This window comes from Enterococcus sp. AZ079, assembly GCF_050547255.1.
Classification (GTDB): domain Bacteria; phylum Bacillota; class Bacilli; order Lactobacillales; family Enterococcaceae; genus Enterococcus_D; species Enterococcus_D casseliflavus.
In genome coordinates this window covers 620,186-634,955 of the sequence record NZ_CP172955.1, presented here as the reverse complement: position 1 = coordinate 634,955, position 14,770 = coordinate 620,186, and the positions used below count along the sequence as shown (strand labels likewise).

The 14,770-nt window shown below is 42.2% G+C and carries 13 protein-coding genes; 5 read left to right on the top strand and 8 right to left on the bottom strand.

Annotation, left to right across the window (positions count from 1 at the left end; genetic code table 11):
* Positions 1–16: 16 nt before the first annotated feature.
* The 3 genes from IGJ15_RS03050 to IGJ15_RS03040 form a co-directional block, all read right to left on the bottom strand.
* Positions 17–850 (bottom strand): carbohydrate ABC transporter permease, encoded by an 834-nt coding sequence (locus IGJ15_RS03050; protein ID WP_005234188.1) that lies wholly within the window; start codon positions 848–850, stop codon positions 17–19.
* A gap of 3 nt (positions 851–853) precedes the next feature.
* Positions 854–1,813 (bottom strand): carbohydrate ABC transporter permease, encoded by a 960-nt coding sequence (locus IGJ15_RS03045; protein WP_016608843.1) that lies wholly within the window; start codon positions 1,811–1,813, stop codon positions 854–856.
* A 189-nt stretch (positions 1,814–2,002) separates the two neighbouring features.
* A complete protein-coding gene (locus IGJ15_RS03040) occupies positions 2,003–3,313 on the bottom strand; it encodes an ABC transporter substrate-binding protein (protein WP_060791387.1) in 1,311 nt (436 codons plus the stop codon).
* Between the two features lie 264 nt (positions 3,314–3,577).
* On the opposite strand from IGJ15_RS03040, the gene IGJ15_RS03035 reads away from it, so the two are divergent.
* The 3 genes from IGJ15_RS03035 to IGJ15_RS03025 are packed head-to-tail and all read left to right on the top strand — an operon-like array spanning position 3,578 to position 7,420.
* Positions 3,578–4,234: a DUF624 domain-containing protein gene (locus IGJ15_RS03035; protein ID WP_010749870.1), complete on the top strand. Its 657-nt coding sequence runs from the start codon at positions 3,578–3,580 to the stop codon at positions 4,232–4,234.
* Complete coding sequence (locus IGJ15_RS03030; RefSeq protein WP_151195168.1) at positions 4,203–5,972, top strand: sensor histidine kinase; 1,770 nt, start codon at positions 4,203–4,205, stop codon at positions 5,970–5,972. Before IGJ15_RS03035 ends, IGJ15_RS03030 begins: the two co-directional genes overlap by 32 nt.
* On the top strand, positions 5,969–7,420 hold the full coding sequence (locus tag IGJ15_RS03025) for a response regulator (protein WP_005234181.1): 1,452 nt from the start codon (positions 5,969–5,971) through the stop codon (positions 7,418–7,420). The genes IGJ15_RS03030 and IGJ15_RS03025 overlap by 4 nt, the downstream gene beginning before the upstream one ends.
* A 155-nt stretch (positions 7,421–7,575) precedes the next feature.
* Here the strand turns inward: IGJ15_RS03025 and rhaM are convergent, their stop codons facing one another.
* Both rhaM and IGJ15_RS03015 read right to left on the bottom strand, forming a co-directional pair.
* The gene (gene rhaM, locus IGJ15_RS03020) at positions 7,576–7,887 is read right to left on the bottom strand and encodes an L-rhamnose mutarotase (RefSeq protein ID WP_061053170.1); all 312 of its coding nucleotides are present in this window, start codon (positions 7,885–7,887) and stop codon (positions 7,576–7,578) included.
* Between the two features lie 39 nt (positions 7,888–7,926).
* Positions 7,927–9,033, bottom strand: a complete 1,107-nt coding sequence (locus tag IGJ15_RS03015) for a glycoside hydrolase family 88/105 protein (RefSeq protein ID WP_081117554.1) — start codon at positions 9,031–9,033, stop codon at positions 7,927–7,929.
* A gap of 132 nt (positions 9,034–9,165) precedes the next feature.
* On the opposite strand from IGJ15_RS03015, the gene IGJ15_RS03010 reads away from it, so the two are divergent.
* Positions 9,166–10,050, top strand: a complete 885-nt coding sequence (locus tag IGJ15_RS03010) for an AraC family transcriptional regulator (RefSeq protein WP_201688482.1) — start codon at positions 9,166–9,168, stop codon at positions 10,048–10,050.
* Between the two features lie 122 nt (positions 10,051–10,172).
* Here the strand turns inward: IGJ15_RS03010 and IGJ15_RS03005 are convergent, their stop codons facing one another.
* From IGJ15_RS03005 to IGJ15_RS02995, 3 genes are all read right to left on the bottom strand, one after another.
* Positions 10,173–11,597, bottom strand: a complete 1,425-nt coding sequence (locus tag IGJ15_RS03005) for a 6-phospho-beta-glucosidase (protein WP_231434905.1) — start codon at positions 11,595–11,597, stop codon at positions 10,173–10,175.
* Positions 11,598–11,608: 11 nt separating this feature from the next.
* Positions 11,609–13,465: a beta-glucoside-specific PTS transporter subunit IIABC gene (locus IGJ15_RS03000; protein WP_333718687.1), complete on the bottom strand. Its 1,857-nt coding sequence runs from the start codon at positions 13,463–13,465 to the stop codon at positions 11,609–11,611.
* Positions 13,466–13,678: 213 nt separating this feature from the next.
* The gene (locus IGJ15_RS02995) at positions 13,679–13,834 is read right to left on the bottom strand and encodes a hypothetical protein (protein ID WP_005234170.1); all 156 of its coding nucleotides are present in this window, start codon (positions 13,832–13,834) and stop codon (positions 13,679–13,681) included.
* A 98-nt stretch (positions 13,835–13,932) separates the two neighbouring features.
* On the opposite strand from IGJ15_RS02995, the gene IGJ15_RS02990 reads away from it, so the two are divergent.
* Positions 13,933–14,754: an MBL fold metallo-hydrolase gene (locus IGJ15_RS02990; protein WP_201705248.1), complete on the top strand. Its 822-nt coding sequence runs from the start codon at positions 13,933–13,935 to the stop codon at positions 14,752–14,754.
* Positions 14,755–14,770: the final 16 nt, after the last annotated feature.

Here is a 14,770-nt window from a genome sequence, read left to right as displayed (position 1 = left end):
ATATCTTTTTCCACACTTATTTAAGACCAGTCGTGCTGATGCCTTCAACAATGTATTTTTGGAAAATAAAGAAGATGATCAACACAGGCAGCAAGGAGACGACAGACATCGCGAACATCGCTCCCCAATTGGAGGTGCTGCTAGCATCTAGGAACTGCTTTAAGGCAATCGATACCGTGTAGTTTTGCGGACGTGTAAGGTACAGCATCGGCCCGATCAGTTCTTCCCATTTCCAATAGAAAGAGAAGATCGCAGCGTTTGCCAAGGAAGGCTTCATCAACGGTAGAATCACACGGAAGAAAATACCGACCCGTCCACAGCCGTCCATTTTTGCTGCTTCATCTAAATCTGTCGGGATCGCAGAGACGAATTGAACCATCATGAAAATAAAGAAAGCTTGTCCGAAGTATGAAGGAACGGTTACCGGACGAATCGAGTTAAGCCAGCCTAATTGATTAAACCAAAGATACTGAGGCACCATGATGATCTCTTGCGGCAGCATCATCGTGACCAAGATACAAGCAAACCAAAAGCCTTTTCCTTTGAAAGGAATTCGACCAAATCCATAAGAAATGACAGCCGAAGAACAGACCGCCCCTACCATTGAAATCAACGCGATTTGCAACGAGTTGAAAATATAGCGAATGAAGGGAATCCCTGCGATCCCTTCAAACCCTTTGGTAAAGTTTTCTAACGTCCAGCTTCGGGGGATCAACTCCGTTGCCGTTCGAAAAATGTCACTACTAGGTTTAAAGGCACTAAACAGCAGCCAGAAAATCGGATAAAGCATCAGTAATGCAGCAACTAAGATCACGGCATCAAAGAAATAATTTTGTTTTTGTTCACGCATCAATCAAACCTCCTCGTTTTCTTTAAACACCCAAAATTTCGATGTTGCGAACAACAGAATCGTAATCAACCCAACGATGACCAGTAAAATCCACGCTAAGGCTGAAGCATAGCCCATTTTGAAATCGGTAAAGGCTCGTTGATACATGTACAAGGAATAGACTAACGTGCCGTTACGAGGTGAACCCGTCCCATTCGAAATGATAAACGCAGGTGTAAACGTCAAAAAGGCCATGATCGTTTGATAGATCAGATTGAAAAAGATGATTGGTGTCAGGACTGGAACCGTGATATTGAAAAACTGTCTGATTTTTCCTGCCCCATCAATTTCCGCTGCTTCATAATAATCTTTCGGAATATTTTTCAAACCGGATAAGAAAATCAACATCGACGAGCCAAATTGCCACGCTGCTAATAAAATCAAGGTCATCAACGCTAAGCCAGGACTTTTAAAGAAGTAGATCGGGTCTAAGCCGATCGCCGCTAGTACGCCATTGATCAACCCTGAATCGCCAAAAAGATTCCGCCACATGATCGATACCGCCACGCTCCCACCTAAAATCGAAGGGATATAAAATAATACCCGATAAGCACCGCTTAATTTCGATGGGCGGTTGATCAGCATCGCCACTGCTAATGCGACGATCAGCCGTAAAGGGACTGCCAACACAACATATTTCAGCGTAACAGTCAGTGACTGAACAAACTTGGGATCATTCGTAAAAATCGTCTTAAAGTTATTCCAGCCAACAAATTGCGCCTCTGTCAATAAATCATAGTCGTGAAAAGACATAAAAAGAGAAATCCCCATCGGGACGATAATAAAAGCAAAAAAGCCAATGATGAAGGGTGAGATAAATAAATAGCCTGTAACCATATTCTGTTTTGATTCTGGTAATCGATTAAACCAGCTTTTGAGTTTCCCAGGCTCTTTTGCCGTGGGTGATTTTGATTGTAGTTCCATAATTTTCACTTCCTACCTCCTATAGTTGATTACGCTTACAAGTTGATTTTAACAAAGTGCTTCTTAAGAATGAATAGAAAAAAAAGCACAGAAATGTGAAAAACTAGAGGACCTATATTTTTTGCCTCCATTGTTTCTCCTAAAAAAACGCCTTTACTGAAAAAGTCAGTAAAGGCGCCACAGCTATGCTTATTGATAGTTTTCTGCAAAAATTTCTTCGCAGCGTTGCGTAAAGGCATCATAAGTTTCTTCTGGTGTCATCGTGCCATAAGTGATCTCTGCGTACAGCTCTTTAAAGTACGTGTTGATTTCAGCAAACCCAATTGGTGGGATTGGGGATGGATCACCGACGATGTCTGCAATATCATCTAAGAAATCAGAGGACTCTTGTTCTTCTGGTGTCATGTCGGCATAAAGCAATTCTTTGATGGCATCATTGGAAGGAATCCCCCGCTCAGTACCGATGATCTTATTGGCTTCTTCACTATTCACTAAAAAGTCAACAAACTTCGCAGCTGCTTCTTTTGATTCAGAAGCATTCGCGATCGAATAAAAGAACCCTGGGCGATACGCCATCGCCCCGTTTTCTGAGTCGAATGGACGAGCCAAGTTGATTTCGACATCTTCTGCGGCGGAGGCCTTATAGGTCAAGTATTGATTGGACCAAGTCATCATATAGGCTGCTTTTCCTTGTGAAAACGGATATTGATCCATACTGTTGGCATTGCTAGTCACTTCTGCGGTTGGCATTGCTTTGGCTTCCGTAAGGTCCGCGATAGCCCCCATAAATTCAACCCAGTTTTCTTTGGAAAAACCGATCTCTGGTTTGCCGTCTGCATCGTATTGGTATAGATCTTCGCCTTTAGTACGTAAAAAGTATTGCAAAATCGTACTGTTGTCATTGTTATCATTCCAACCATAATCACCGGTTGCTTCAGCGATCGCTGCCGTACTTTCTACAAGGTCATCGAAGGTATAATTGCTAAAGTCGATCCCAGTGCCCCCTTGTTCTACCAATGATGGATTGTAGAGCATCGCCATCGTATTGACAGAAGTTGGTATGCCAAAAACTTTTCCATCTAACTCGCCAGTTGCTAAAATCGATTCTTTGATATCATCGGTTTGAATCTCATTGCCGATAAATTCCGACATATCTGCTAATTGATTTTTCGTTCCATATTGCGCAATGTACTGCACATCCATCTGGATCACATCAGGTAATTCTCCAGAAGCCGCTTTTGTTGCTAGTTTTTTCCAATGGTCATCCCAAGAACCATATTCATATTCAACTTTGATGTCAGGATTTTGTTTCTCAAATTCTTTGATCGATTCGATATACTTCTCGTGTCTGACTTCTGAGCCCCACCAGGTAAAGGAAATCGTCGTTTTCCCATCTGCATCAGCTTCTGAGCTTCCGCTACTATTGCCGTTGTTGCCACAAGCTGCTAAGGTCGCACCAAGAAACAACAAGCTCGCTGCTTTTAAAAAAGTTTTCTTCATTCTTCTACACTCCTTTTTGTTTGCGCTTACAAGGTGATTGTAATGGAAATCCTCGTTAATAAAAATGAAAAAACAAGAGCAAATATGTGAAAAACTAGACTGCCGTTTTTGCTGAAGGCTAAGCCTTCACCGGCAATAGCTAGAAAAAAATAGAAAAACAGATGAAAAATGTAAAAAAACAGACATGCTCTATTTTTTCCAATATACTATGCTATACTAGCGTTGAAAAGGCTTACTTTTCAAAAAACAAGGTAGGTGGAAACAATGAAAAAAATACAAACCGGACTGTTTCGTCTTTTTACGGTAACAGCTTATTTTGCTAAATTAAACCTTTTATGGCTTTTCTTTACCCTTTTAGGGTTGGGGATTTTTGGCTTCGGTCCTGCCACCGCTGTCACGATCAAATGTTTACATGATTTTCGTAAAACTGGTCATGACTATTCAGCTGTTGCCTTCTGGCAAGCCTACAAGCAAGCCTTTCGCACCTTTTCCCTTTTTGGCATTGGACTATTAAGTACAGTACTCCTGTTGTTGTTTAACTTACGGATTACTCATTTTTTCCCGACTGAAATGGCTTGGCTGCGTCCTGTCTATTTACTTTTAACGATTCTCCTCCTTTACACTGCATTCATCAGCTTTATGACCTATGCCAAAGCCGAACAACACGCTTGGAAACAGACCTTGTACGTCAGTATCTTTCTAGTCTTTCGCTACCCACTGCAAGGCCTTGCCTTGTTGTTTACCTGGTATTTATTGTTTCTCTTATTGACTGCCAAAACCTCCTTGTTACTCGTCTTTGGACTGGTGATTTTCTTGTTTTTCGCTGAATTTTTTCATGGTCAGATGATTGAAAAAACCAAACAATTGCAAGCAAAGCGAGGCAGTGTCCATGAAGTCCCAGAAGCTGATCAATCACTTTAAAAAGCAGCCTTTTGAGCGACAGTTACATTTTGTCTTTTTTGCGACGGTGGCAATTATCGTCTCATTGGCTGTTCTCCTGACCTTAGTTTGGCGACAAGTCTACATGGCGCAGCTGAAAGAAGCCGCGTATAAAGATGTCTCGATCATTTCAACAAATATTGCCAAACGTTTAACTGCCGTCGAAACCCTCTCTTTTCGCATTATCGATAGTGCACCGATCCAAAATGGCCTGCAAAGGATCTTGGCACAAGATTCCTTGCAATCCTTAGAGGCGATCGACCAAAAGAATGCCTTAAGTGCAGAAATCAACGCCCTCGTACGCAATGAATCAACGATTCAAAACGTCTATCTCTTTACCCCAACGAACGAAAACATGATCAACTTTCTAGCCGAGACCGACCATATCTTTAATGGCCAAACCATCAAAGATATGATCGAGACTTTGCCCGATAAGCCTGCCAAAGGGAGTTGGTTTTTTGCAAAAGACCTTTCTCAAGGTGTCTACCTGCGAAAAATCTATTCAACAGCCGATCTTTCTTTAACCTATATTGGTACGGTGATATTTCTAGTCAATACGTCCTTCTTTCGTAACGAGATCGAAAGTCTTCCTATCGTCTCTGAACAAAACCAATTTTTCATGGCGTATCAGAACCAATTTTATAGTACCGCAAATGACGAGCAAACCCTCGCTGCGGATCAAAATACCTTGCAGCAGAAAATGGGAACCTTCCAGCGATCGATCGGCTCCATGACGTTTGATAATCGCCAGTACTACTATGCAATGGATCGGAAGACGATGCCGAATATGACCTTCATTTATTTACTGCCTGAAAACCAAGTCTTAGCGGATCTTTATAAACTACAAGGCCTTTCCATCGCTGTGAGTTTGCCTTTTTTATGTTTGATTATTGTTGTGATTCGGAAAATAAGCAATCAGCTGACCCGCCCTTTAGCTGACTTGGCTTCGCAAATGGCCGTTCTGCGGAAAACGAAAAAACTGGCCTCTTTAAAGACCCTCGCTGTCCCAGAAAATAGTCAAGAAGAGATCATGGTCCTTTATGAAAGCTACAATACGATGATCGATGAATTAAATGCCTTGATCAAGGACAATTATGAAATGCGTATATTGTCCCAAGAAATCGAATTTAAAGGATTGCAAGCGCAATTAGATCCACATTTTCTATACAATACGTTAGACTCGATCAACTGGATCGCCATTGAAAATCAGCAGTGGCAGATCTCAGAGATGGTCACCTCCCTTGCCTATTTGTTTCGAAAAAAAATCGATACCAAGTCTGACTTCACAACGCTACAAGATGAATTAGATATCGTGCACGCCTATATCAATATTCAAAACGTTCGCTTCGGGAAACGGATCGAGTATATCGAAGTAATTTTGGTGAATGACTTGTCCTTTAAGATTCCTAAGTTACTGATTCAACCATTGATTGAAAATGTCTTTAAATACGCCGTCAATGATATGAAGGAGACGTGTCGCCTCGTCCTTACGATTGAACAACAAGCAACCTTTCTCCAAGTCAGTGTCTCTGACAATGGCCCTGGTTTTAAAGCCAACTTCTCGATTGAAAAAGAAGGCGGCATCGGATTGACCAATATTCAAAAACGATTGCAACTGCATTATGGTGATCAAGCGTCCTTAGCCATCGTCTCCTCGATTCCCTTCAAAAAGACGACGGTGCGCTTTGTGATCCCCTTAAAAGGAGTGAGTGAAACATGAAAAATATCCTCGTTGTTGACGATGAACCCTTGATAGCAAATGGTGTGGCTAACCTCGTTGCTTCTTTTGATTTCCCATTAGTGGTCAAAGGAATTTACACAGACAGTGAAGAAGCCTTGGCATTTTGTCAGCAAAACACCATCGACATCGTGATTACCGACATCAATATGCCTAAAGTCAATGGACTTGCCTTGATCAAAAAATTAAAAGCCATCAATCCTGCGATTCAAATCATTATTTTGACAGGCTTTGGCAGCTTCTCCTTTGCCAAAGAAGCGATGGCTTTAGGGGTCAAATTTTTCCTTGAAAAACCTGTTTTTCCGAGCAAGCTTTCAGAAGCGTTGGCTGAGACGATCGAACGTTCTGAACGTCGTCAAATGGAATCTACCCTCTATTTAAAACAACAAATTGAACAATACATCAATAGCTGCGGAGAAGAACCGCTGCCTGAATCGTTCGTTTTTCCATTTTGTATGTACTTATTTGATTCGAAATTCTATCACGCCATCGCCAAGCGGATCGAAAGCTATGAGAACCATCACGAGTTGGTGATCGGTCATCAAAACAAAGTTGGCTATATCCTGAACTTCAGTACGGAAAATACCTTTAATCTCTTTTTTAAAACGAAGGTACAGGCTGCGCATCTAGGAAAAGGGATCGCCATCAATTGCTGGGTCGAAACCCCCGAAAAATTTTTACTCAGTTATCATTTAGGCAAGCGGAACTTGGATAAGGAGTTTTATTTTGATACCTTTGAAGTCATCCAAGAAGCCCAAATCTCACAAGAAAATGTCTATGAAAATAGTCTCTATATGGAATACCGTGAAAAACTTTTGGCATTGATCGACAAAGGCGAACTGACTTTAGCCCAAGTTCTTACGGAAAACTTTTTTTCTACCTGTCGCATGGAGCTTTACCCTGTCCAACTATTGCGGCTGCAGGTCAACGATTTGTTATCGGCAATTTTTGAAAACCATCGCATCAAAAAAGACATCTACTTTGATGACTATTCCCCAAAGATCATGCTCTTGAATAATTGGCACGAACTCCAGTTTATGCTGCTTCACTGTATCGATTTGATGCGGGGCAGCTTAGACGATAGCGAGAACATGCAGCTGTCCCAAAAAGTCAACCTGATCATCGAAGAATATTATGACCATGAAGCATTGTCATTGAAATGGATCGCCGCCCATCTTTTGTACTTAAATCCTGAATACTTAGGAAAAACCTATTACAAAGAAACCGGGATTCGCTTCAATCAAAAATTAGCCGAATACCGCATCCAAAAAGCACAAGAACTGCTGAAGAAAAACTACAAAGTCTACGAAGTGGCAGCGATGACGGGCTTTAGTAATGCCCCCGAATATTTTGTTCAAACGTTTAAAAAGATTACCGGTATGACACCAAAGAAATTTTTGAAGCAGCAAGAAAAAGCACTTCTCTCTTAACGTTTCTTCTATCCGAAATGACTGTGTTGCTATTTCAACAAAAGAGGTAGTCCGCTCACATTCGTGAGCGAACTACCTCTTTGACTAACCAGTAATTGATGTCAAACAATTGATGCGACCGTGTTCGTTTTAAGAAATAAACATTTTTGTCTAGCTTACAGCGTAAAGACTTCCTTTAACTCCTGTGTCACTGGCGAATCATCCGGATTTGTTTCCATAAGTTCTGCCATGTACTGCCACCATTTTTGGTTGATCTCGGTTGCCGCTAACTGCTGCCAGCGGGTTTCATCTTCAATCTCAAGGTAGCCAAACAACGCAAGGCTTTCTGGATCTAAGAAAATCTGGTAGCTTTTCGCCCCGTGTGCTATGAGCTGCTCTTTTAGTTCTGGCCATAGTTCGCGATGCCGTTTTTCATATTCTGCTTCATAACCAGGATGTAGCTTCATCCGAATCGCTTTTTTGATCATCTTTGTCTGCTCCTCTCTTTATTACGTAAGGTGTTCTGCTTAACAAAATGAAACCAATAGTTCAGTAAATGCTAAAACTGTCAGTGATTGCCCGTAAGGCATTGCTGTAATCGCGATGTTTTTGTAGTACGCCAAGTCTTCTCCCATTCCAGTACCGATGGAAACATTTTGGACTTCTCCATCTTCTGCGACTTGTTCGATCAAACCGGCTAACGCTTTATAGGCAACATCTTCCCAAGCTTTGTCAATGTAACGCTTATGAACGGCTTTTAAAATCCCATAGGCAAAACCAGCCGTCGCAGAAGCCTCCACATACGAGCTAGGATCATCTAACAAGGTGTGCCACAAACCACTTTCATCTTGCATTTCTTGCAAGGCAGCTAGTTGGTCTAAGAGGGTATTGATCAAGAAGCCTCGTAACGCATCTCCTTCTTGCAAGTCGAGAATGTCAATGATCTCAGGAATCGCAATGGTGATCCAGCAGTTGCCTCTTGCCCAAAGCGCTTGCGCATAATTGTGGCGTTCTTCAAAGGTCCAGCCGTGGAACCAAAGACCAGTTTTTTTATCAACTAAGTATTTGATATGGATCATAAATTGTTGTTTTGCTTCTTCGATATAGGCCGGACGATTCAGCAACATGCCAATTTTCGCCAAAGGCAAAGCGGTCATCATCAAGGTATCGTCCCAAAGCTGGTTGCGATTTTCTGGTCCATAGGTCGCATGCTGCAGACCATTTTCATCGGTTCGCGGCATATCATGCATGACCCATTCCGCCCATTGTTCAAGGTACGGCAAGTAACGAGAATCTTTGGTGTCTTCATAAAGATACGCCATTGCCAAAAGCGGCGCCATCGTGTTGACATTTTTAGGCGGCGCGCCTTCTAACATCCGCTGCTCAAACCATTCTTCCACAACTTGGAGCGCTTTGGGATTTTTGGTGATTTGGTAGTTTTTATAAATGCCGTATAGTCCCACCCCTTGCGGCCAGTTCCAAATCCCCCAGCTTTTATCATCAACGATCAAGCCGTCAAAGTCTAATAGAAATTCGCCATTATCATCCTTGATCGTCGTTAAATTTTCGATCATGCGATCAATTTTTTCTTCTACAACACGTTTTTCCACAAATAACTGTTCTAAAATCACCATTGGGTTCATCCTCTCATTTCTCTTTGATAGATTGATCGTAACACGCTTACATTTACACAAAAATAGCAGTTATTGACATTTTACTATCTATTCTTGTATGATAAAAACAAACGAGTACGAAAGGAGCCAATCATGGAGAAGCAAAGTGCGGATACGATGATCAACGATCGTTTTGAGGCCTTTCATATCAAAGACATCGTAGAAGAAAACAATACCCTTTATCATTACCATAGTTTTTATGAGATTCACTGTACCTTAAAAGGATCAGCGGTCTTCTTTATCGATGGCGGAGAATTCCCTCTAGAACCTGGTACGATCATCTTGATTCCTCCGAATGTCTTGCATCGAATCGTCCATCAAACTTCTGATTTTTTCGAGCGAACCTACCTGTATATCAATCCTAGTTATCTCACTGCCCTCTCCACTACCCAAACAGATCTCACTGCCTGTTTTCGTAGCAACGGCGGCATCAACAGTCGTATTTTATCGATCGATGCCGACCAACTAGACCAGCTATTGCGACCTTTGCGCAAAAAAACGGATAGCAATTATGGCACCGACTTACTTTATCAAAATCATTTGATCGCGTTTTTGATTTCCATCAATACGATTGCCTATCAGGAAAAAGAACCGCTGTTTTTATCCGACTCACTCTATAAAAATAAAGACATTTTGGCTGCCATTACCTATATCAATCAGCATTTGACCGCTGATCTCTCCTTAGAGACCGTCGCCAAAGCCCTTTTCATGAGCCCATACTCGCTTTCGAGGACCTTCAAAAAAGAAACTGGCGTCGCCTTTCATGCTTATGTCGTCAAGAAACGACTCTTAAAGAGCAAAGAAATTTTACGTAAAACCAGAAGCGCCACCGCCACCTTCGAAGCTTGCGGCTTCAACTCCTATACCCATTTTTTACGATGCTTCAAACAAGAATTTCAGCTGACACCTAAAGAATTTTTACAAGAAGAAGCCCAAAATCAGTTTGTCCGTTTTGCGCATTTTGTAGGGAAAAAATAGCAAGCCGTTGCAAAGCGCCAATCATTGGCTCGTGAAAAAAGAGTTGTTGCTTCCCTTTCCTGATGTTAGATGACACAATACAAAAAGAATGACACGAGGAAATGTGTCATTCTTTTTGTATGCTATAAAACTTCCCCATTTGAAGCGATCACTTTTTTATACCACTCAAAGGATTTTTTCTTGGTTCGTTTCAAGGTGCCGTTGCCTTGATCATCTCGATCCACATAGATAAAGCCATAGCGTTTACTCATTTGACCGGTACTGGCTGCTACAAGATCAATACAACCCCAAGTAGTATAACCAAGTAGTTCCACGCCGTCGATCATCACCGCATCTTTGAAGGCTTGAATATGTTTTTTTAAATAGTTGATCCGATAATCGTCTGCGACAAACCCGTTCTCATCAGGGGTATCGATCGCCCCTAACCCATTTTCTACGATAAACAACGGTTTTTGATAGCGATCATACAATTGATTCAATGAATTTCTCAGTCCTAACGGATCAATCTGCCACCCCCACTCAGTCGATGGTAGATGTTCATTTTTAATTGATGGAAAGAGATTCCCGGTCGCTTGCGCATAGTCTTCTGGATGGGCACTGACCGTTCGCGAACAGTAATAAGAAAAACTGACAAAATCAACAGGAGAAGCCGCTAAAATCGCCTCGTCTTCAGGTGTCATTTTGATCGTTAAGCCTTCTCGCTCAAATTTTTTCAAGGCATAATTGGGGTATTTGCCTCGGGCTTGCACATCGATAAAGAAATAGCCTTCGCGATCACGATTGATTGCTTCTTGGTAATCTTCAGGTCGGCAAGTATAAGGATAATGACTGCCGCCAGCCAGCATACAGCCGACTTTATTGGTCGGATCGATCTCATGAGCTTTTTTGGTTGCTAAGGCACTGGCGACTAACTGATGATGCGCTGCTTGGTATTTGATTTCTTGACGATTGTCCCCTTCTTTAAAGACGATCCCGCCACCTACAAAAGGCTGATGCAGCAAAATATTGATTTCATTGATCGTCAGCCAATATTTGACCAACCCGCGATAGCGCTGGAAGACGGTTTCCGCATAGGTCACATAGAAATCAATGAGCCGACGATTTTTCCAGCCCCCAAATTCCTTGATCAAATGCAGCGGAACATCGAAGTGGGCAATCGTGACCAATGGCTCGATTTGATGTTTTCTCAATTCTTTGAAGATTTTCTCATAAAAAAGCAGTCCTTCTTCGTTGGGCTCTTCGTCATTGCCATTTGGAAAAATCCTTGACCAAGAAAGTGACATCCGATACACTTTAAAACCCATTTCGGCAAAAAGGGTAATATCTTCCATATAATGGTGGTACATATCAATGGCCGTTTGGGCTGGATAAAAAGAATCTTCCTGCCATTCTAACATCTCCAACTCACCAGCAGCGACTCTTGCGCGATCAGGACCAGTTGGTAAGAGGTCGACATTTGATAAGCCACGTCCTCCTGCTAATACACCACCTTCTGCTTGATTGGCAGCCGTTGCACCGCCCCATAAAAAATCATCTGATAATCCCATGTTATTTCCTCCTAAACTTTGACTACAAGTACTTCCTCTTCTTTAGCTACCAAACCTTCTTTCACACGTTCGACTGCGGTATATTGTGGTGTATTGGTAACGATGATCGGTACTTGTGTGACATATCCTGCAGCTTTTATCTGCGGTACATCAAACGTCAGCAATCGCTGCCCTTTTGTAACTTTTTGCTCTGCTTCTACTAAAGCATCAAAATACTGACCATTTAGTTCCACTGTGTCTAAACCGACATGGATCAACAATTCGATTCCGGTGTCTGAAACCAAGCCAATCGCGTGTTTGGTAGGAAAAACAGCAGCGACTTTTCCATCAAAAGGCGCAATGACTTCACCGATGGGTTCATCGACCGCAAATCCTTTTCCGAGTGCTTCAGAAGCAAATGCGTCATCTTTGACTTGATTCAACGGAATCACGATTCCCGGTACAGGATTGATCAAGCCGGTATCTTCTAGTACTACTGCTTTCATCTCCGGAACATCAATTGTCACTTTTGTTTCATATTTGAAACTTAAGACATAGGTAACGGCCCCACTCACCACAGCTGCAATCACCAATGCGATAATGATGTTCCAAAAATAGCGCATCGTATCATCACCGATATATAGTAAGACTGCTGGGAGACCAGACGAACCGGTCGCAAAGCGATGCGTATTGGTCAAGCCAGCATACAAACCACCAGAAGCCCCACCAATCATTGCCGCAACCAACGGATATTTTTTGGGCAAATTGATGCCATATAAAGCGGGTTCGGTAATCCCCATGTAGGCAGTGATTGCCCCTGATACCGCCAACTGCTTAGTTTTTTTCTCTTTCGTACGCAATGCGACAACTGCTACTGCGGTTGCTTGAGCAATGTTTGAGACCAATGCCCCTGGACCAAAAATACTGTCATACCCAAGTTCTGCCATTTGCATCACCCCTAAAGGAGCAATCCCATTGTGCAATCCAAACATCACCATGATTGGCAAAAAGCCCCCAATCAAAACCGCTGGAACCCAGCTAGCATGGACACTTAAGAAGGTAAAGAATGTTGCCAAATAACCACCCAAGATACTACCGATCGGTCCAAATAGCGAGAAGGCTAATGTACCCATTATCAAGAATGTTAGCATCGGAACAAAAACCAGCTCCACTGATTTTGGAATCACTTTGTTCAAAAACTTTTCGACATACGATTGGAAAAAAATCACGATCAGGATCGGAATGACTGATCCCGTATAATTTGCTAATGTAAAAGGAATAACCCCAAAAAAGTGAACGGGTTCGCCTGCTGTGACCAAGGCACCCCAATTAGGATGCATCATCATAGCAGCCACTGAAGCCGCTAAAATCGGATTGCATCGCAATTTTTGTGCCACAGTGAAGGCCAGGATCATTGGTAAGAAGAAGAAAACACCATCTGCAAAAAGATTCAGCATGTAATAGGTTTGCGAATCAGCCGTGATCACATCAAAAACTATCAATAAAGCCAAAACTGCCTTAACCATTCCGGCACCGGACAGTGCGGGAATAATTGGTTGAAACGTTCCTGCCACAAAATCGATCACTGCAGCTACTGGTCCTTTTTTCTCCCCAGGTTCCGACGCCCCTGATGATTGAAGCGAAACCAATTTTGTGACTTCTTCATAGACATCTTTGACATGTGTTCCGATCACGACTTGATGTACCCCTGCGTTATTGATGTATTTGGCAACCCCATCGAGCGCCTCTAGTTCTCCTTGATCTATACGCTTTTCTTCATTGACTTTAAAGCGCAATCGGGTTTGACAGTGATAGGCATCCGTGATATTTTCTTGTCCCCCCAGATACTGGACGATTTTTTTTGCTAATGATTGATAATTTTCACTCATACATTCCACCCCTAAATAAATTTCAAAGAAAATCTATGTTGTATGTGCTTACCGGTATAACATACTGTTCTTTCTGCCAGCAATGTACCATTTATAGATAGCGTTTCCAATATATTTTCCCAAAGACGAAATGGATTTCATCTTTTCATTAAAAACCGCTCTTTTTTCGAAATCCATTCCATTAAAAGACCAAACATCGCCTTGACGAAGCCACTAGAAACAATGATATAATTTACTAGATGATTGTGTTACTTTTGATTTATCGCGATCATAATAGGCTTTTTCAACGTAATGGACCCACCAACCGAAAAAGAACGCCCCGATGATCCCGCAACAACGGATCAAACCACTGCTTCTTCCCCCAACCATTGAAGCAATCCTTACTGAATCAACGATTTGGTCTAGCCTGTTATGAACGGCTATTCTAGGTTGGATTTATAAAAAACAGGCGAAGGGAACGAAGAAACATGACAAACGTGAAACAAGCAATACCCCCAAAAACGATTTTCTTTCATGAAGAAGCTTTTCAAAAAACAGATCAAACGATCATTCGCTGGTTAGGAAACTCCGGTATTCTTCTAAACAGCCGTGGTACATGTATCATGGTCGATCCGGTCTTAGAAGGATTTGACCTGCCGTTACTGATCGATCTGCCAATCAAACCGGCGGCAGTCCCTCACTTAGATGCGGTATTGATCACCCATTCAGATAATGATCACTACGGCATTCCGACGATTGAAAAATTAGTCCCGGTTACCGATAGCTTCCATGGACCCAAATATGTTGCCGAACTTATGCAAGAGCACTTTCAAGTTGCTGCCCAAGGTCACGAAATCTATGATTCATTCACCGTTAAAAATTTGGAGATTTCTTTAACAAAGGCGTATCACCTTTGGCAAAATGAGACGACAAAATTTGACCGTGTCTTCCAAATTGAGGACTATTGCGGCTTTTGGATCGATACTCCGGATGGTTCCTTGTGGATTCCTGGCGATTCTCGTCTTTTACCAGAACAATTAGAGATGCCTCAACCAGATGCGATCTTGTTTGACTTTAACGACAACGCTTGGCATATCGGCTTTGAGAACGCCGTGAAACTGGCAAATACCTATCCTCATGCTGAATTGATCCTCTCCCATTGGGGATCAGTGGATGCTCCGCATATCGATGCTTTTAATGGGGACCCTGAAGCTTTGTACGATCGGATCGTCAATCCGAAACGGATTCGTCTAGTTGCTGCCGGTGAGCCGATCGAATTGAAATCAACCACTTCCAACAATTTAGAATAGGGAAAAAGGACCACAC

Bases quoted from the DNA above. Each gene is read 5' to 3' on its own strand.
- IGJ15_RS03050 (WP_005234188.1), bottom strand. From the start codon at position 850: ATGCGTGAACAAAAACAAAATTATTTCTTTGATGCCGTGATCTTAGTT.
- IGJ15_RS03045 (WP_016608843.1), bottom strand. From the start codon at position 1,813: ATGGAACTACAATCAAAATCACCCACGGCAAAAGAGCCTGGGAAACTC.
- IGJ15_RS03040 (WP_060791387.1), bottom strand. From the start codon at position 3,313: ATGAAGAAAACTTTTTTAAAAGCAGCGAGCTTGTTGTTTCTTGGTGCG.
- IGJ15_RS03035 (WP_010749870.1), top strand. From the start codon at position 3,578: ATGAAAAAAATACAAACCGGACTGTTTCGTCTTTTTACGGTAACAGCT.
- IGJ15_RS03030 (WP_151195168.1), top strand. From the start codon at position 4,203: ATGAAGTCCCAGAAGCTGATCAATCACTTTAAAAAGCAGCCTTTTGAG.
- IGJ15_RS03025 (WP_005234181.1), top strand. From the start codon at position 5,969: ATGAAAAATATCCTCGTTGTTGACGATGAACCCTTGATAGCAAATGGT.
- rhaM (WP_061053170.1), bottom strand. From the start codon at position 7,887: ATGATCAAAAAAGCGATTCGGATGAAGCTACATCCTGGTTATGAAGCA.
- IGJ15_RS03015 (WP_081117554.1), bottom strand. From the start codon at position 9,033: ATGGTGATTTTAGAACAGTTATTTGTGGAAAAACGTGTTGTAGAAGAA.
- IGJ15_RS03010 (WP_201688482.1), top strand. From the start codon at position 9,166: ATGGAGAAGCAAAGTGCGGATACGATGATCAACGATCGTTTTGAGGCC.
- IGJ15_RS03005 (WP_231434905.1), bottom strand. From the start codon at position 11,597: ATGGGATTATCAGATGATTTTTTATGGGGCGGTGCAACGGCTGCCAAT.
- IGJ15_RS03000 (WP_333718687.1), bottom strand. From the start codon at position 13,465: ATGAGTGAAAATTATCAATCATTAGCAAAAAAAATCGTCCAGTATCTG.
- IGJ15_RS02995 (WP_005234170.1), bottom strand. From the start codon at position 13,834: ATGGTTGGGGGAAGAAGCAGTGGTTTGATCCGTTGTTGCGGGATCATC.
- IGJ15_RS02990 (WP_201705248.1), top strand. From the start codon at position 13,933: ATGACAAACGTGAAACAAGCAATACCCCCAAAAACGATTTTCTTTCAT.